The organism is Inhella gelatinilytica, assembly GCF_016093295.1.
GTDB classification, from domain to species: domain Bacteria; phylum Pseudomonadota; class Gammaproteobacteria; order Burkholderiales; family Burkholderiaceae_C; genus Inhella; species Inhella gelatinilytica.
Map to the genome: position 1 here is coordinate 43,671 of NZ_JAEDAL010000002.1, position 16,353 is coordinate 60,023.

The 16,353-nt window shown below is 68.4% G+C and carries 13 protein-coding genes; 12 read left to right on the plus strand and 1 reads right to left on the minus strand.

What is annotated here, in order from left to right:
- Positions 1-25 precede the first annotated feature (25 nt).
- Genes purE through I7X43_RS05120 form a run of 4 tightly spaced genes read left to right on the plus strand, consistent with a single transcriptional unit; the run spans position 26 to position 3,601 of the window.
- Positions 26-520, plus strand: a complete 495-nt coding sequence (gene purE / locus I7X43_RS05105) for a 5-(carboxyamino)imidazole ribonucleotide mutase (protein WP_198099851.1) — start codon at positions 26-28, stop codon at positions 518-520.
- The gene (locus I7X43_RS05110) at positions 517-1,698 is read left to right on the plus strand and encodes a 5-(carboxyamino)imidazole ribonucleotide synthase (RefSeq protein ID WP_198099852.1); all 1,182 of its coding nucleotides are present in this window, start codon (positions 517-519) and stop codon (positions 1,696-1,698) included. Before purE ends, I7X43_RS05110 begins: the two co-directional genes overlap by 4 nt.
- Positions 1,695-2,645 carry an L-threonylcarbamoyladenylate synthase gene (locus I7X43_RS05115; RefSeq protein WP_198099853.1) on the plus strand — a complete coding sequence of 317 codons (951 nt, stop codon included), beginning with the start codon at positions 1,695-1,697 and terminating at the stop codon, positions 2,643-2,645. Before I7X43_RS05110 ends, I7X43_RS05115 begins: the two co-directional genes overlap by 4 nt.
- A 29-nt stretch (positions 2,646-2,674) precedes the next feature.
- Positions 2,675-3,601 carry an esterase gene (locus I7X43_RS05120; protein WP_198099854.1) on the plus strand — a complete coding sequence of 309 codons (927 nt, stop codon included), beginning with the start codon at positions 2,675-2,677 and terminating at the stop codon, positions 3,599-3,601.
- 85 nt (positions 3,602-3,686) lie between these two features.
- Here I7X43_RS05120 and dacB read toward each other — a convergent pair whose 3' ends face one another.
- Positions 3,687-5,141, minus strand: a complete 1,455-nt coding sequence (gene dacB / locus I7X43_RS05125) for a D-alanyl-D-alanine carboxypeptidase/D-alanyl-D-alanine endopeptidase (protein ID WP_198099855.1) — start codon at positions 5,139-5,141, stop codon at positions 3,687-3,689.
- Positions 5,142-5,173: 32 nt separating this feature from the next.
- On the opposite strand from dacB, the gene tsaB reads away from it, so the two are divergent.
- The 8 genes from tsaB to I7X43_RS05165 all read left to right on the plus strand — a co-directional run bounded on the left by tsaB (position 5,174) and on the right by I7X43_RS05165 (position 16,325).
- Complete coding sequence (gene tsaB, locus I7X43_RS05130) at positions 5,174-5,902, plus strand: tRNA (adenosine(37)-N6)-threonylcarbamoyltransferase complex dimerization subunit type 1 TsaB (protein ID WP_198099856.1); 729 nt, start codon at positions 5,174-5,176, stop codon at positions 5,900-5,902.
- Positions 5,899-6,381 carry a ribosomal protein S18-alanine N-acetyltransferase gene (gene rimI, locus I7X43_RS05135; protein WP_198099857.1) on the plus strand — a complete coding sequence of 161 codons (483 nt, stop codon included), beginning with the start codon at positions 5,899-5,901 and terminating at the stop codon, positions 6,379-6,381. The genes tsaB and rimI overlap by 4 nt, the downstream gene beginning before the upstream one ends.
- Positions 6,378-7,256 carry a uracil-DNA glycosylase gene (locus I7X43_RS05140; RefSeq protein WP_198099858.1) on the plus strand — a complete coding sequence of 293 codons (879 nt, stop codon included), beginning with the start codon at positions 6,378-6,380 and terminating at the stop codon, positions 7,254-7,256. Before rimI ends, I7X43_RS05140 begins: the two co-directional genes overlap by 4 nt.
- The gene (locus I7X43_RS05145) at positions 7,249-8,334 is read left to right on the plus strand and encodes a class I SAM-dependent methyltransferase (RefSeq protein ID WP_246480206.1); all 1,086 of its coding nucleotides are present in this window, start codon (positions 7,249-7,251) and stop codon (positions 8,332-8,334) included. The genes I7X43_RS05140 and I7X43_RS05145 overlap by 8 nt, the downstream gene beginning before the upstream one ends.
- Before the next feature lie 137 nt (positions 8,335-8,471).
- Positions 8,472-10,301, plus strand: a complete 1,830-nt coding sequence (locus I7X43_RS05150; RefSeq protein ID WP_198099860.1) for an FAD-dependent oxidoreductase — start codon at positions 8,472-8,474, stop codon at positions 10,299-10,301.
- Positions 10,298-12,127 carry a 2-oxoacid:acceptor oxidoreductase subunit alpha gene (locus I7X43_RS05155; RefSeq protein WP_198099861.1) on the plus strand — a complete coding sequence of 610 codons (1,830 nt, stop codon included), beginning with the start codon at positions 10,298-10,300 and terminating at the stop codon, positions 12,125-12,127. The genes I7X43_RS05150 and I7X43_RS05155 overlap by 4 nt, the downstream gene beginning before the upstream one ends.
- Positions 12,124-13,179 carry a 2-oxoacid:ferredoxin oxidoreductase subunit beta gene (locus tag I7X43_RS05160; RefSeq protein WP_198099862.1) on the plus strand — a complete coding sequence of 352 codons (1,056 nt, stop codon included), beginning with the start codon at positions 12,124-12,126 and terminating at the stop codon, positions 13,177-13,179. Before I7X43_RS05155 ends, I7X43_RS05160 begins: the two co-directional genes overlap by 4 nt.
- Entirely contained in the window at positions 13,179-16,325 is a 3,147-nt protein-coding gene (locus tag I7X43_RS05165; RefSeq protein ID WP_198099863.1) for a ligand-binding sensor domain-containing diguanylate cyclase, read from the plus strand. Before I7X43_RS05160 ends, I7X43_RS05165 begins: the two co-directional genes overlap by 1 nt.
- Positions 16,326-16,353: the final 28 nt, after the last annotated feature.

The window sequence follows — 16,353 nt, forward strand, 5'->3', positions numbered from 1 at the left end:
TTCGACGTCCCCTGCAAGGAGCGCCATGAGCGCAAAACCCCTGGTCGGCGTGGTGATGGGCTCCAGCAGTGACTGGGACACCCTGAAGGCCGCCGCCGACATTCTGACTGAGTTCGGCATTCCGTTTGAAGCGCAGGTGGTTTCCGCCCACCGCATGCCGGACGACATGTTCCGCTATGCGGAGGGCGCGGTCGGACGGGGCCTGCGCGCCATCATCGCGGGTGCGGGCGGGGCGGCCCACTTGCCTGGCATGCTGGCGGCCAAGACGCCGGTGCCGGTTTTGGGCGTGCCGGTCGCCAGCCGTCACCTGCAGGGGGTAGACAGCTTGCATTCCATCGTGCAAATGCCCAAGGGCATTCCGGTGGCGACGTTTGCCATTGGCGCGGCGGGCGCGGCGAATGCCGCCTTGTTCGCGGTGGCCATGCTGGCTGGCGAGCAGCCCGAGTTGTTGGACAAGCTCAACGCCTTCCGCGCCCGGCAAACCGAAGCTGCGCGGGCCATGACCCAGGAGCTGACATGAGCGCCCCGACCCTGAACCCTTTGCACCCCGGCGAGTGGCTGGGCATGCTGGGCGGCGGCCAGTTGGGCCGCATGGCCGTGCACGCCGCCCAGGCCCTGGGCTACCGCGTGGCGGTCTTGGACCCAGACCGTCACAGCCCGGCGGGCGCAGCCGCCGACGAACACCTGCAAGCGGGCTACGACGACGCCGGCGCCCTGACGCAGTTGGCCTCGCGCTGCGCGGCGGCCAGCACCGAGTTTGAAAACGTGCCGGCGGCGGCGCTGTCGCGTTTGGCGCAAGACATCGACGTGGCGCCGGCGGCCATCGCCGTGGCCGTGTGCCAGGACCGTGCGGCTGAGAAAGCCCACTTCCAGAAAGCCGGCGTGCCCTGCGCGCCGCACGCTGTGTTGCGCGGCGCGGCCGACTGCGCGGGGGTGGATCCGGCCTTGCTGCCCGGCATCCTGAAGACGGCCCGCATGGGCTATGACGGCAAGGGCCAGCGCCGGGTGAATGACGCGGCGGAACTGGCGGCCGCCTTCGCCGAACTGGGCGGGGTGACCTGCGTGCTGGAGCAGCGGCTGCCGCTGGCCGCCGAGTTGAGTGTCATCGTTTCCCGGGGCGTGGACGGGCAAATGGTCACCCTGCCCGTGCAGCGCAACTGGCATGTGAACGGCATTCTGGCCACCACCGCGGTGCCGGCCCAGGGCATTGCGGCGGAGCTTCAGGCCCAAGCCCAGCAGTTCGCCCAGTCCCTGGCGGCCGAGTTCGGCTACGTGGGCGTGCTGTGCGTGGAGTTTTTCGTGCTGGAAGATGGCCGCCTGCTCGCCAATGAGATGGCGCCGCGCCCCCACAACAGTGGGCACTACAGCATCGATGCCTGCTCGCATTCGCAGTTCGAGTTGCAGGTCCGGGCCATGGCCCAGTTGCCGCTGCCCGAGCCGCGCCTGCACAGCGCCTGCGTGATGCTGAACCTGCTGGGGGACCTGTGGTTTGACGCCCAGGGCCACCGCCGCGAGCCGAACTGGGCTGCTGTGCTGCGGCTGGAGGGCATGCACCTGCACCTGTATGGCAAGGCCGACCCGCGCCCGGGCCGCAAGATGGGCCACCTGACGGTGACCGCGCCCACGGCTTGGGAAGCCCGCGGGCAGGCCCTGGCGGCGGCGCGTGTACTGGGCTTGCCCGAGGACGGTTTGGTTTGACCCTCACCCCCCACGAAGCGGCCGTGCGATTGGCGGCCGGTGGCATCGTCGCCCTGCCCACCGAGACCGTGTATGGCTTGGCCGCGCGAGCGGACGATGACGCGGCCGTGGCCCAAATCTTCGCGGCCAAGGGGCGGCCCTCGGATCACCCCTTGATCGTGCACGTGGCCGATGCCGCGGCGGCACAGCACTTTGCGGGCGAGTGGCCGGCGCTGGCGCAACAGCTCACGGCCGCGTTCTGGCCGGGGCCGCTCACCGTCATCGTGCCGCGCCGCGCCGGTGTGGCCCAGGCGGCGGCTGGGGGGCAGGCCACCGTGGGATTGCGCTGCCCAGCCCACCCGCACTTCCACGCCGTGCTGGAAGCGGCGGTGGCCTTGGGTGTGCCCGGGCTTGCGGCGCCCAGCGCCAACCGTTTCGGCCGTGTCAGCCCCACCACGGCGGCCCATGTGCTGCAAGAGTTCGACGGCACGGTGCCGGTGGTGGATGGCGGCGCGTGCGGCGTGGGCATCGAGTCGACCATCGTGGACTGCAGCCGGGGACGGCCCGTGCTGTTGCGCCCCGGCATGGTGGATGCCGCGCAGATTGAGGCGGTGTTGGGCGAGCCCTTGGTCGCGCCCGACGCCCAGGCGCCCAAGGCGTCCGGCACGCTGGAGGCGCACTATGCGCCGCGCGCCCGGGTGCGACTGTGGGCGGGGGCCGATTTGCAGCGCGCCCTGTCCGGGCCGCACCCCGCTGGCCTGACGGTATATTCCCGCACCCCTTGGGCCGCGGGCCCGTGGGCGGCCTTCCCGGCCGACCCCGATACCGCCGCCCAGCACCTGTTTGCCACCTTGCGCGCCTTGGATGATGCCGGCGCGCAGGAAATCTGGGTCGAGGCCCCGCCGGCCGATGACCCCCGATGGGCCGGCGTGCTGGACCGGTTGCGTCGGGCCGCAGCGGCCGGGTGAGAAGCCGAATGATGACTGGAGCATTGACGATGAATTGGGTTCCTTTGCGCCGCGGCCTCGCGGTTTTGAGCTTGGCTGTGCTGGCCGCCTGTGGTGGAGGCCGCAGCCAGGTGGAGCCCTTCGCGCCCACGCGGTTGCTCAGCTTCGGCGACGAGTTCAGCGTGCTGACGGCCGATGGCAAGCGCTACGGCATCAACGGGTTGAAAACCGACGGGACGGGCGCGGTGGATTGCGCCCTGAACCCCATGTGGATTCAAACCTTGGCCACCCAGTTCAAGCTGGGCATGAGCCAGTGCAACCCCAGCAGCCTGGCCGTGGCGGTCACCTTGCGGGGGCAAGCGGGCGCCAAGGTGGCGGATGTCAAAGCGCAAATTGATGCCCAACTGGCCGCTGGCGCCGTCGGCCCCAAGGACCTGATCACTGTCCAGGGCGGTTTCCACGACCTGATCGAGTTGTACCTGCAATACCCGGCAAAAACGGCTGCGGAGCTGACGACCCAGGCGCAAGCCCGCGGTAAGGCCTTGGCCGAGCAGGTCAACCGCCTGGCCAACCTGAACGGTCGCATCCTGGTGCTGACCGTGCTGGACCCCAGCACCACGCCCCAAGGTCTGGCCGAGACGGCCGCCAGCGCCGACCGCGGCACCCTGCTTCAGGAGATGGCCAAGGCGTTCAACCTCGGGTTGCGCATGGGTCTGATCGAAGACGGTCGTCTGATTGGCCTGGTGCTCGCCGATGAAACCATCACGCAAATCGTCAAATTTGCCTCGTTCTACGGGTACGACAACGTGACCCACGTCGCGTGTGCCACGGCGCTGCCCAACTGCACCCCATCCACCCTTGTCGCCGAAGCCGTGGGCAAGAACTGGCTGTGGGCAGACGCGCTGCACCTCGGTGCCGGCGGCCAGCAGCAGATCGCCAACGCAGCCGTGACCCGCGCGCTGAACAACCCGTTCTGACGGGAGCGCCCGGTGCGGGCGCCAGGATCAGCCAAACGCCGCTTTTCAAGCGGCGTTTTCTTTGATGCCCCCGAACCGGGGCCGACTACCCCAGCCCCCGCAGCACCGCATCCAAGACCCCGCGTCCGCTCTGGGCGCGGTCGTGCTGGATGAGGGCCACCACCACCCAGCGTTGGCCGTTTTTACCGTGCATGTAGCCGGCGACGGCCACGACGTCGCGCAGCGAGCCGGTTTTGAGGTGAGCGCGGGCGCGCACGGGCCCGAAGCGTTCGGGGTTGCGGCGCAGCGTGCCGTCTTCGCCGGCCAGCGGCAGGCTGGCGACGAATTCGGGCATCACGGGGCTGGCCCAGGCGGCCTGCAAGAGCTGGCCGATCTGCTGGGCGGAGAGCCGTGAGCCGCGGGCCAGGCCGGAGCCGTTCTCGAGCTGCCAGCCCGGCGCGTCCCACTCCAGGCGCTGGCGCAACCAGGTGTGCAGGTGTTCGCGGGCTTGCTGTGCGCTGATGGGCGTTGCGGCCCCGGACTGCAGCGCGAGGGTGAGCCAGAGCTGTTCGGCCATCAGGTTGTTGCTGAACTTGTTGATGTCGCGCACCACCTCGCCCAGGGGCGGCGAGGCGTGCTCCAAGGCCGGGGCGCGGGCCGTTAGCTCGGCCCCCGCCGCCGCATTGCGCACCCAGCCGGTGAGCTTGCCGCCACTCTGGCGCCACAGGGCGTCGAAGAGTCGGGCATTGGCTTGCGCGGGTTCGGGGTCGGCCAGCGGCCAGACCTGTTCGCCACAGCTGGCGGGGTAGGCGCCTGTGAAGCGCAGCGGGCCCGGCGCCTCGTCCACCCCATGGATCCGATGAACCCAATTGGCCTTGAGCGCGCCACGGGCGTCGGTGCAGGGGCCGGCGCGCAGCGGGGCGGGTTCGGGCGCGGGCCAGGCGGGCGTGTCCCAAGTGCCGCGCACCACGCCCGCGGCGGGGTCCGGGCGCAAGGTCAGGCTGTGGGCCTTGAGGTTGAAGAGCAGGGCGTCCGGGCGCACATTGCCGGCGCGCCAGGGCTCGCCATCGAAATCCGCAGGGCTTTGGGGGTCGGGCGCGAAGGCACTGCTGTCCAGCAGCACATCGCCTTGGATCTCGCGCACGCCCAGGGCCTGGAGGCGACGCACCAGCAACCACAGGCGCTCCAAGTTGAGGCTGGGGTCGCCTCGGCCTTGGATGAGCACATCGCCCTGCAGCACGCCGGTGGCGGCATCGAGCTTGCCATTCAGCCAGACCGGGGTTTTCCAGCGCCAAGCGGGGCCGAGTTGCTCCAGGGCGGCGAAGGTGGTCGCCAACTTGGTGAGCGAGGCGGGGTTGCGCGCCACGGTTTCGTTCCAGGCCCAGCGCACCCGGCCACCGTCGGCCGGGGCGATCCACACGGACAGGGCCTCGGGTGGCAGTTGGGCCTCTTTCAGCGCTTGGCGCACGGCGGCGGGCAGGGCGGCACGGTCTGCCGCACCGGCAGGGGGCGACAGGGTGAGGGAGCCGGCGAGGGCCAGGAGCAGGAAGGCAGCGCGCATGGGCGTGATGGTAGGGAACCTAAACTGCCGGGGTGAACACCCCAGCTTTTTCTGCCCCCCAAGCCACCGGCCGTGCCGTGCTGGCGCTCGAAGGGGCCACCGACCAGTTGGCGCTGGCCCTGGTGCATGCCGACGGCCGCCGCTGGTGGCGCGATGCACCGGGCGGCGCCCAGGCCTCCAGCACCCTCATTCCGCTGGCAATGGCCTTGCTGCAAGAGGCGGGCCTGCAGGGCGGGGATCTGGCGGGTTTGGCCTATGGCCGTGGCCCGGGCGCGTTTACCGGCTTGCGGGCGGTGTGTGCGGTGGTGCAGGGCCTGGCTCTGGGCTGGGAGTGCCCCGTGCTGGAGTTGGACAGCCTGGCCCTGGTGGCCGAGGCCGCCCGGCAGGCCGATGCCGCTTGGCAGCGCGGCTGGGTGGTGATGGATGCGCGCATGGGCGAGCTCTACGCCGCCCCGTACGGTTGGGACGGGAGCGCCTGGCGGGCCGAAGCCGAGCCGGCGCTGTGGACGCCGGAGGCCCTGGCCGCCGCGTGGCAGGAACACCCACCGGCGGGTGTTTGCGGGAATGGCGTGGCCCTGGTGCCGGGCGCCGGGCTCGATGCGGCGCCCGGCGTGAGCCGGGCCCAGGCGCTGGTGGGTTTGGCCGTGCAGGCTTGGGCGCGGGCTGACTGGCGCGATGCCGCGCTGGCCCTGCCGCTCTATGTGCGCGACAAGGTCGCCCTGACCACGGCCGAGCGCAGCGCGGCGGGGTTCAAGGCATGAGCGCCATCGCCGCCTGGCGCCTGGTGCGCCAAGACCTGCAGGTCACGGACCTGGACGAGGTGCTGGGCATCGAGCAGGCGGCCTACGCCCACCCGTGGACGCGCGGTAATTTCATCGACTCCATCGCCGCCGGTCACACGGTGTGGGGCTTGCGTGAGCCGCTGTCGGGCGAGCTGCTGGCCTATCTGGTGGCGCAACGCGTGCTGGACGAATGCCACCTGCTCAACCTCACCGTGGCCCGCGCGCACTGGGGGCGGGGTTTGGGCTCTGATTTTTTGCAAACCCTGCATGCCCAGGAACGGGCGCAGGGGGTGACGCAGATGTTCTTGGAAGTGCGGCTCAGCAACGACCGGGCCATCGCGCTCTACCAGCGCCTGGGCTACCGGGACGTGGGCCTGCGCAAGGGCTATTACCCCGATGGCGACAACGCCCGGGAAGACGCGCGGGTGATGCGCCTGGATTGGGGGACGCTGGCATGACCGAACCCCGCTGGGATGCGCGCCAGCGCGCCATGCTGGGCGCCCTGGGGCTGAACTGGTGGCCCACGCTGCGGGAGGGGCGCGAATCGCCGCGGCCTATGGCGGCGCCGACTCCTGCCACCCAGCCCGTGGCGACCGAACGCCCGCAGCCGGCGCCGGTGGCGGCGCCTCGTCTCGTCCCGGCCAGAGATGTGCTGCCTGCACGGCCTGTGCAGGAGCCCCAACCCCTTACGCACCCAACACCTGACCCCGCGCTGCCTGTGCCCGAGTTGGCGGGTCTGGACGCCGAGGGCCTGAAGGCCGCGATTCACGCCTGCCGCGCCTGCGGCCTGTGCGAGCGCCGCCGTCAGGCCGTGCCCGGCGCGGGCGTGCAAGGGGCCCGTTGGTTGATCGTGGGCGAGGGCCCGGGCGAGCAAGAGGACCTGCAAGGCCAACCCTTTGTGGGGCCGTCGGGGCAGCTGCTGGACGCCATCCTGGCGGCACTGAACTTGAGCCGCGCCCCGGAAGCCGGGCAGGACGGGGTTTACATCGCCAACGCCGTCAAATGTCGCCCGCCGGGCAACCGCACCCCGACGCCGGAAGAACTGGCGGCGTGCCGGCCCTACCTGCTGCGCCAGATTGAACTGCTGCAACCGCGCATCATCGTGGCGCTCGGACGGGTGGCGGTGCAAAGCCTTTTGGGCCAGGAAGGGGCGCTGGGCAGCTTGCGCGGCCGCGTGCACCCTGGGCCCCTGGGTGTGCCGGTGGTGGTCTCGTACCACCCGTCCTACTTGCTGCGCAACCCGGCGGAAAAAGCCAAGGCCTGGGCCGATTGGTGCCGGGCCGCCGACACCTTGGATGCCCTGAGCGGGAAATCGGCGAATGGCGATGAATGACTTGACCCAGCGCCTGCGGGCGCGGATCGCCCAAGCGGGCGGCTGGCTCCCGTTTGACGCCTTCATGGCCGAGGCGCTGTACGCCCCGGGCCTGGGGTATTACAGCAGCGGGCGGCCCACCTTCGGGCATGGACCGCAAAGCGGCAGTGACTTTGTGACCGCCCCCGAGCTCAGTCCTTTGTTCGGCCAAGCCCTGGCTCGCCAAGTGGCGCAGGCCATGGCCGCGACCGGCGTGGACCAACTCTGGGAGTTCGGCGCGGGCAGCGGCGCGCTGGCTGAAAGCGTGCTGGACGCCCTGGCCGCCTTGGGCGCTGTACCGAGCCGCTACACCATCGTCGACCTGTCAGGCAGCTTGCGCGGGCGCCAGCAGGAGCGCTTGGCGCGCTTTGGCGACCAGGTCCAGTGGCGGGACACGCTGCCGGAGGCGGTCGAAGGCGTGCTGATCGGCAACGAGGTGCTGGACGCCATGCCCGTCAAACTGCTGCATTTCGACGGCGAGGCCTGGGCCGAGCGCGGCGTGACGGGGGCACCGGATGGCTTTGCCTGGGCTGACCGTCCTACGGACCTGCGTCCGCCCCTTGACCGTGACGACTGGCTGCCCGGCACCGTCACCGAGGTGCACCCGCAGGCCGAAGCGTGGGTTCGCACCTTGGGGGCGGCGTGGCGGCGTGGGGCGATGTTTCTCATCGACTACGGCTTTGGCGAGCAGGAGTACTACTTGCCCGCGCGCCAGGGTGGCACCTTGATGTGCCACCACCTGCACCAAGCCGATCCGGATCCGCTGACCCAAGTGGGCGAAAAGGACATCACCGCCCATGTGAACTTCACCGGCATTGCCCTGGCGGCTCAGGACGTGGGGCTGACCGTGCTGGGCTACACCACCCAAGCTCACTTTCTGCTGAATTGCGGCCTGGGGGACTTGCTGGCTGCGGCCGACCTGCGTGGCCGCGCCATGGCGCAGAAACTGCTGACCGAGCATGAGATGGGTGAGCTCTTCAAAGTCATCGCCCTGGCGCCCGAGGCGCAGGCGTTCGATGCCTTGGGTTTCGTGCGCGGCGACCGCAGCCATCGCCTCTGAGCAGGCCGGCTCGGGCAGGACCCTCCGTGAGGGGGGCGGAACGTAACGCTCTGGTAACCCCTAGATCAAGGTCAAAGCGAAGGGCACGCTTTGCTGCTGAAATAGGGGGTTATCTCTAAACGCCGCAGGAGCGACGCGTGCTGCCAACCAAAGTGAGCGACCCGACCTATTTCCACAAGGTCGTGGATTGCCAGTGGGCCTGCCCGGCCCACACCCCGGTTCCTGAATACATCCGACTCATCGCCCAGGGGCGTTTTGACGAGGCCTACATGGTGAACTGGGTGAGCAACGTCTTCCCCGGCATCCTGGGCCGTGTCTGCGACCGGCCCTGCGAACCGGCGTGCCGCCGCGGCCGCGTCGAAGAGGAAAACCTGGCCAAGCCCGAGCCGGTGGCGATTTGCCGCCTGAAACGAGTGGCGGCCGACCTGAAGGATGACGCCGTGCGGGCCCTGATGCCCGTGCCCTTGCCCAAGACGGCCCGCAACGGCAAAAAAGTGGCCTGCGTGGGCGCCGGCCCGGCGAGCTTGACCGTGGCGCGAGACCTCGCCACGCAGGGTTACGCCGTGACGGTGTTTGACGCCGAGGTCAAAGCCGGCGGCTTCATGCGCAGCCAGGTGCCGCGTTTTCGCCTGCCCGAGTCGGTGATCGACGAGGAGGTGGGCTACATCACCCACTTGGGCGTGGAGTTCCGCGGTGGCCAGCGCATCGATTCGCTCAAAGCCTTGGTGGCTGAGGACTGGGATGCCATCTTTGTTGGCACCGGCGCGCCGCGCGGGCGCGACCTGGACCTGCCCGGTCGCTGGGACGCCAAGAGTCAAATCCACATCGGCATCGACTGGCTGGCTTCGGTGAGCTTCAGCCATGTCGAGAAGGTGGGCAAGAAGGTGCTGGTGCTCGGCGGGGGCAACACGGCCATGGATTGCTGCCGCTCGGCCAAACGCCTGGGCGCGGAGTCGGTCAAGGTGCTTGTGCGCTCGACCTACGAGGACATGAAGGCCTCACCTTGGGAGAAGGAAGACGCCGAGCACGAGGGCATTGACATCCTGCCCTGCCACGCCCCCAAGGCCTTCTTGATCGAAAACGGCGTGCTGGTGGGCATGCGCTTCGAGGTGGTCCAGTCGGTCTACGAGAACGGTCGCCGCAGCTTGGTGCCCAGCGGCCAGCCGGATGTGGACGTGCCCTGCGACGAGGTGCTGGTGGCCGTGGGGCAGGAGAACGCCTTCCCCTGGATCGAACGCGACATCGGGCTCGAGTTTGACCGCTGGGGCTTGCCGGTGCTGGACGCGGTGACGCACCAGTCCACCCTGCCGCGCGTGTTCTTCGGCGGCGATGCCGCTTTCGGCCCCAAGAACATCATCACGGCGGTGGCGCATGGCCACGAGGCCGCGGTGTCCATTGACCGCTTCCTGCACGGCGAAGACGTGACCCGGCGTCCGCCGCCGCACGTGAACCTGATGTCCCAAAAAATGGGCATCCACCAGTGGAGCTACGACAACGCACCGGTCAACGATTCACGGCACAAGGTGCCCTGGGCCGCGGCCGAAGCGGCGCTCAAGAGCATCAAGGTCGAGGTCGAACTGGGCTTCGACCCCAAGACCGCGCTGAAGGAAGCTCAGCGCTGCCTGAACTGCGATGTGCAAACGGTGTTCACGGCCAAGACGTGCATCGAGTGCGATGCCTGCGCGGACATCTGCCCGACCGACTGCATCAGCTTCACGGCCAATGCCGAGACGGAGACCGAGCTCGAGTTGCGGGCGCCACGCCTGCACCCCGATCAGGGCTTGATGGTCAGCGAGTCGCTCAAGACCGGGCGCGTGATGGTCAAGGACGAAGACGTGTGCCTGCACTGCGGCCTGTGCGCCGAGCGCTGCCCCACGGGCGCCTGGGACATGCAGAAGTTCTCGCTGCTCACCACCAAGGCCGGTCCGGCCTGCCGGGGCACTTTTGAATTGGGAGGCGCGAAGTGAAGCGCATCGAAGCGACGAACGATTTCGTCATCAAGTTCGCCAACATCAACGGCTCGGGGTCGGCCTCGGCCAACGAACTGTTTGCCCGCGCCATCCTGCGCATGGGCGTGCCGGTGGCGCCGCGCAACATCTTCCCCAGCAACATCCAGGGCATGCCCACCTGGTACGAGCTGCGCGTGACCGAAGCCGGCTGGCTGGGCCGGCGCGGCGGCATCGACATGATGGTGGCCATGAACCCGCAAACCTGGGCGGCTGACGTCAAGGAGATCGAGCCCGGCGGCTACCTGTTCTACGACAGCACCAAGGCCATCGATTGCGGGCGTAGCGACATCACGGTGATCGGCATGCCGGTGACCGCGATTTGCAACGGCACCTACGAGGATGCCCGTCAGCGCACGCTGTTCAAGAACATCATGGTGCTGGGCGCGCTGGCCGAGTTGATGAGTGTGGAGCTGGGTGTCATCGAGCAGCTCTTTGCCGAGCAGTACAAGGGCAAGGAAAAACTCTTGGACGGCAACGTGCGGGCCCTGCACGCGGGGGCCAGCTTTGCCCGCGAGCACCTGGGCCAGCATCAGATGGGGCTCAAGGTGAAGCGGGCCGACAAGGTGGGCAACCAGATCTTCGTCGAGGGCAATGCCGCCAGTGCCTTAGGGATGGTCTATGGCGGTGCCACGGTCTGTGGCTGGTACCCCATTACCCCGTCCAGTTCGGTGGCCGAAAGCTTCCAGAGCTACTGCAAGAAATTCCGCACCACGCCGGAGGGCGAAGCCCAATACGCCATCGTTCAGGCTGAGGACGAGATTGCCTCCGTGGGCATGATCCTGGGCGCGGGCTGGAACGGCGCGCGCGCCTTCACCGCCACCTCGGGCCCGGGCGTGAGCCTGATGACCGAGTTCCTCGGGTTTGGCTACTTCGCGGAAATTCCCTTCACCATCATCAATGTGCAGCGCGGCGGCCCCAGCACGGGCATGCCCACGCGCACCCAGCAGTCGGACCTGATCTCCTGCGCCTACGCCAGCCACGGCGACACCAAGCACGTGATGCTGTTCCCCGAGGACCCCCACGAGTGCTTTGAGTTCAGTGCCACGGCACTGGATCTGGCCGACCGCTTGCAGACCCCCGTGTTTGTGATGAGCGACCTGGACATCGGCATGAACCAGCGCCTGTGCAAGCCCTTCCATTGGGACGATGCGCGGCGCTACGACCGTGGCAAGGTGCTCTCCGCCGCCGACTTGGAGGCGGGCAAGGAGTTTGCGCGTTACAAGGACTTGGACGGCGATTCCATCCCCTACCGCACGCTGCCCGGCACGCACCCCAAGCTGGGCAGCTATTTCACACGAGGCAGCACGCACAACGCCCAGGCGGTCTACAGCGAGGCGGGCAGCGACTACAACTACATCGCCGACCGTTTGCAGCGCAAGTTCCAGACCGCCGCCAAGATCGCCCCGCAGCCCCTCGTCAAGCCGGCGGCCCAGCCCACGCGCTTGGGGGTGATTCACTTTGGCAGCACGGCGCCGTCCATGGACGAGGCGCTTGCGGCGCTGGCGGAGGAGGGCATCCACCTGGACGCGATGCGGGTGCGCAGCTTCCCCTTTGCGACCGCGGTGAAGGACTTCATCCTGGCGCACGACCGCGTGTTTGTCGTCGAGCAAAACCGCGACGGCCAGCTGCGCACGCTCTTGGTGAACGAGCTCGAGATCGACCCGGCGCGCTTGCGCAAGGTGCTGCATTTCGACGGCACGCCCATCACCGCCCGTTTCATCGCGGCCGCCATCACCAAGCAAGTCCATGAATTGGCTGTTGCCCCCATCGGAGTGAAGGCATGACCTACATCGCCAAACCCGTTCTGCACCACCCGACGCTGACCAAGAACAAGGTCGGCTACACCCGGCGCGACTACGAGGGCCGCATCTCCACGCTGTGTGCGGGCTGCGGGCACGACAGCATCAGCGCGGCCATCATCCAGGCCAGCTGGGAGCTGGACATCGAACCGCACCGCGTGGCCAAGCTCAGCGGCATCGGCTGCTCCAGCAAGACGCCGGACTACTTCCTCTCCGCCAGCCACGGGCTGAACAGCGTGCACGGGCGCATGCCCTCCTGCTTGACCGGCGCCTCGCTGGCCAACCGCGAGCTGCTGTACCTGGGGGTTAGTGGGGATGGAGACTCCGCTTCGATTGGCCTGGGGCAGTTCGCCCACGCCATGCGACGCGGCGTGCCCATGGTCTACATCGTGGAGAACAACGGCGTCTATGGCCTGACCAAGGGCCAGTTCTCGCCCACGGCCGACAAGGGCAGCCAGAGCAAAAAGGGCGCGATGAACATCGATTCGCCGGTTGACTTGGTGAGCTTGGCATTGCAGCTGGGGGCGACCTATGTGGCACGCGGATTCAGCGGCGACAAGGCCCAGCTCGTGCCCTTGATCAAGGGCGCGATGCGCCACGGCGGCGCGGCCTTCATCGACGTCATCAGCCCCTGCGTCGCGTTCAACAACCACGCCGGCAGCACGCGCTCCTACGACCATGTGCGCGAGCACAACATCGCCCTGAACCGCATTGACTTCATCGACCTGGCTCCGGAGCAAACGGCGGCACCCGCTCCGGGGCAAGCCTTTGATCTCGCCCAGGCCGATGGCACGACGCTGCGCCTGCGCAAGCTGCATGAAGGGCACGACGCCACCAGTCGCCTGGCGGCCATGACCGCCATCCAAACGCTGCAGGGCCAGGGCGAGCTGCCCACCGGGCTGCTCTACGTGGACCCGCAGGCGCGCAACCTGCACCAGCAACTGAAGATGGTGCCGGGGGCGCTGAACCGGCTTGACGAGTCGGCGCTCTGCCCCGGCGCGGCGCAACTGGACCGCCTCAACCAAGCGCTGCGCTGATGCTGCGGTGCGCGGCCGGCTGGGCCGTTCGACTCGGGCTCTGGGGCGGGTTGCTGTGGGGCCTGCTGGTCGGCGGGCTGGCCCGTGCCGAGTTTGAGCGGCCTGCTCTGGCCGAGCCCTTGTTTGAGAGCGTGGCGGAATCCACGCAGCTCGGGCATGTGGTGGTGTCGGCGCTGGCCACGGATCACCGCGGCTTTCTGTGGATTGCCAGCGCGGCGGGGGTGGCCCGGTTTGATGGTCACGAACTGCAGTCGCTGAAGCTGCCGATCGACCCCCAGGCAGGTTCCAGGCAATTCGTGCGCTCGCTCTTGTGGTCGCGTGCAGGCCAGTTGTGGGTGGGCACGGATCATCAAGGCCTGTTCGCCTATGACCCCTTGACCGAGCGGTGGACGGTTTATGCGCCCGCACCAGCCGGCTCGTTTGTCCGGGGCTCGATTCGAGGCTTGGCAGAAGACGCGCAGGGCCGCATCTGGGTGGCCACGCTGGGCAATGGCGTTCAGCGACTGGACCCGCAGACGGGTCAGTTGGAGGCCTACGGAGTGCGGCAGGGCTTGCGGGATGAGCGGGTGCAATCCCTGTTCTTCGATCGCAACCAAGGCGTGTGGGCCGGGACGTGGTCCGGGCTGGATTACCTCGGGCCCGGGCAACCGCGGTTTGCGCCGGCCCCCGGCCCCTTGTCCTTGCCGGGCGAAACGGTGACCTCGCTCTTCGAGGACCCGCTGGGGCGGCTGTGGATCGGTACCCGTGCGGGCGCCTTGCTGCGGTGGACGCCGGAGGGCGCCAAGTTGGACTGGCTGGATCGGGGCGAATCCCCGCTGGGGGCTCCGGCCGCGTTTGCGGTCATGGACGCGGGCGAGATTTGGGTGGCGCGTGGCCAAGGGGTGGACATCCGACAACTGGGCAGCGGTCGACGATTGCAGGCGCTGCGTCCGCGCGCCATTCGGCCCTATGGTTTGGCGGGCAACGATGTGCGGGCCATGTTGCGAGACGCGGCCGGTGTGCTGTGGGTGGGCAGTTTCGGGGGGGGCTTGCAACGGCACCTACCCAATCACTTGGCCTATTGGGTGCGTCAGGCCGATGAAAAGGAGCTGAGCGTGCTGGGGCGCGTCGATGTACGCAGCCTGCTGCAGTTGCCCAATGGTGAGATCTGGGTGGGCACCGCCGAGCGCGGCATAGCCGTGCTGGACTCTGAGCTCCGAGTGCTCCGGACCCAAAACCTGCCCGAGCGCATTGAACGTGACGTGGTGGCCCTTGCACTTGGCCCCGACCACCGGGTGTGGGTGGGGATCGAGGGGCGTATTTTTGTGTGGGCGCAAGGGCGCTGGCAACATGTCTATTCGCTCGGTAATGTCTGGGTGCGCCGCCTGCTGATCCAGGCGGATGGCACGGCCCTGGCCGCCACCCACGATGGGGTGTACCGACTGCGCCCTGGTGCTAAGGCGTTTGAGCGTTTGACGCTGCGCGGCGGCAAGCCCTTGTCCGGGACGGTGAACGCGGTGGTCCAAGCCCTGGACGGGCGCATTTGGCTCGGGGGGCAGCAGGGGTTGCACACGCTGGCCCCTGGCTCAAGCGAGTTACAGGCGGTGGCGGGCGGCGACAAACTGCGACAGGACGTGCTGGGGCTGCTCTTTGATGCCAGCCAGCAGTTGTGGGTCGATCTGCCGGCCGGCTTGCATCGCCTCCACGGGTGGACGGGCGAGCGCGCTGAACTGCTGCCGGTGGAGGCCGCCAACAGCGCGGACGGTGGCAGTTTTGGTGCCAACCTGTTGGCCGATGCCAGCGGCCGCATTTGGACCCAAAGCGGCGTGTACGACCCCGCCATCAATCGGTTTGAACCGCTGCGTGATGCGGAAGGGGCGGCCCACGGCAACGCCTGGTTCCGCTCCTACGTGCAACTTAAAGATGGACGCCTGCTGTTCGGGGGCAGTCGGGGCCTGCTGGTGGTCGATCCCACCCGCTATCGCCGCTGGCAGTTTCAGCCCGCGGTGCAGCCCAGCCGGCTGCGCATTCGCGGTCAGGACGTGCCCTTGGCGCGTCTGCAGACCAAGCTGGTGCTGGAGCCGGACGAGACCAGTTTCGTGCTGGACTTTGTCGCCATGGATTTGAGCCACCCGCGGCGCAACCGGTACCGACACCGCCTGTTGGGCGTGGACAAGGACTGGGTGGAATCCGACGCCACGGCGCGGCAGGCGGCCTATGGCGGCTTGGCGCCGGGCCGCTACCGCTTGGAGGTGCAGGGCAGCAACCGTGTGGGGGATTGGAGCCCCAACGAACTGAAGCTGGACATCGTGGTGCGGCCGGCGTGGTGGCAGACCTGGTGGGCGCGCCTTGGCGGGGGCGTGCTGGTTCTGGGGGGGCTCTTGCTGGTGGTGCAACTGCGCACGCGGTGGCTGCGTCGTCGCCAAGCCGAATTGGAGTTCCGGGTGCAGGAGCGCACGCAGGCGCTGCGGGAGCTGTCGGATGCGCTGCAGGAAAAAACCCGGGCGCTGGAAAACTCGGCGCAGACCGATCCGCTCACCGGCTTGCACAACCGCCGCTTTGTGACCGAACGGTTGGACGACGATTTGCACTTGGTCGTGCGGCAGTATGAAGAGGCGCAGCGCCAAGGGCAGCAACCGCGAGACGCGGACTTGCTCTTCTTCCTGATTGACGTGGACCATTTCAAGCAGGTCAATGACCAGCACGGGCATGCGGCCGGGGACTCGGTCCTGAAACAAATGCGGGAGCGGTTGCAAGAGGTCTTCCGTGAGTCGGACTACTTGGTCCGCTGGGGGGGCGAAGAATTTCTGGTCGTGGCGCGGGCCAGCCACCGGCGCAGCGCCAGTTTGCTGGCCGAGCGGGCCCGGCGGGCTGTGGCTGACCGGCCCTTTGAGCTGCCCCAGGGACGGACCCTGGTTCGCACCTGTTCGATTGGCTTCGCCTGTTTCCCCTTGTTGCCGGACCAGCCGCGGGCCACGGGCTGGAACCTGCTGGTGGATTTGGCCGATGCGGCGCTGTATCAAGCCAAGCGGGGCGGTCGCAATCAGTGGGCCGGCGTGGTGGATGCCGGGGCCTGGAGCGCCAGCGCCTTGGCGGAGTTGCATCTCAGTGCCGAAACGCTGCCCGACGGGTTGACTGTGGTTTCTGGGCCGCAACCCGAGTCCTGATCCGCAAGATTGGCCCCGGACGGCGAAA

What these genes read in the sequence shown, in the direction of transcription:
- rimI (WP_198099857.1), top strand. Translation starts at nt 5,899, where the DNA reads ATGAGCGCCATCGCCGCCTGGCGCCTGGTGCGCCAAGACCTGCAGGTC.
- dacB (WP_198099855.1), bottom strand. Translation starts at nt 5,141, where the DNA reads ATGCGCGCTGCCTTCCTGCTCCTGGCCCTCGCCGGCTCCCTCACCCTG.
- I7X43_RS05165 (WP_198099863.1), top strand. Translation starts at nt 13,179, where the DNA reads ATGCTGCGGTGCGCGGCCGGCTGGGCCGTTCGACTCGGGCTCTGGGGC.
- I7X43_RS05110 (WP_198099852.1), top strand. Translation starts at nt 517, where the DNA reads ATGAGCGCCCCGACCCTGAACCCTTTGCACCCCGGCGAGTGGCTGGGC.
- purE (WP_198099851.1), top strand. Translation starts at nt 26, where the DNA reads ATGAGCGCAAAACCCCTGGTCGGCGTGGTGATGGGCTCCAGCAGTGAC.
- I7X43_RS05140 (WP_198099858.1), top strand. Translation starts at nt 6,378, where the DNA reads ATGACCGAACCCCGCTGGGATGCGCGCCAGCGCGCCATGCTGGGCGCC.
- I7X43_RS05120 (WP_198099854.1), top strand. Translation starts at nt 2,675, where the DNA reads ATGAATTGGGTTCCTTTGCGCCGCGGCCTCGCGGTTTTGAGCTTGGCT.
- I7X43_RS05145 (WP_246480206.1), top strand. Translation starts at nt 7,249, where the DNA reads ATGAATGACTTGACCCAGCGCCTGCGGGCGCGGATCGCCCAAGCGGGC.
- I7X43_RS05160 (WP_198099862.1), top strand. Translation starts at nt 12,124, where the DNA reads ATGACCTACATCGCCAAACCCGTTCTGCACCACCCGACGCTGACCAAG.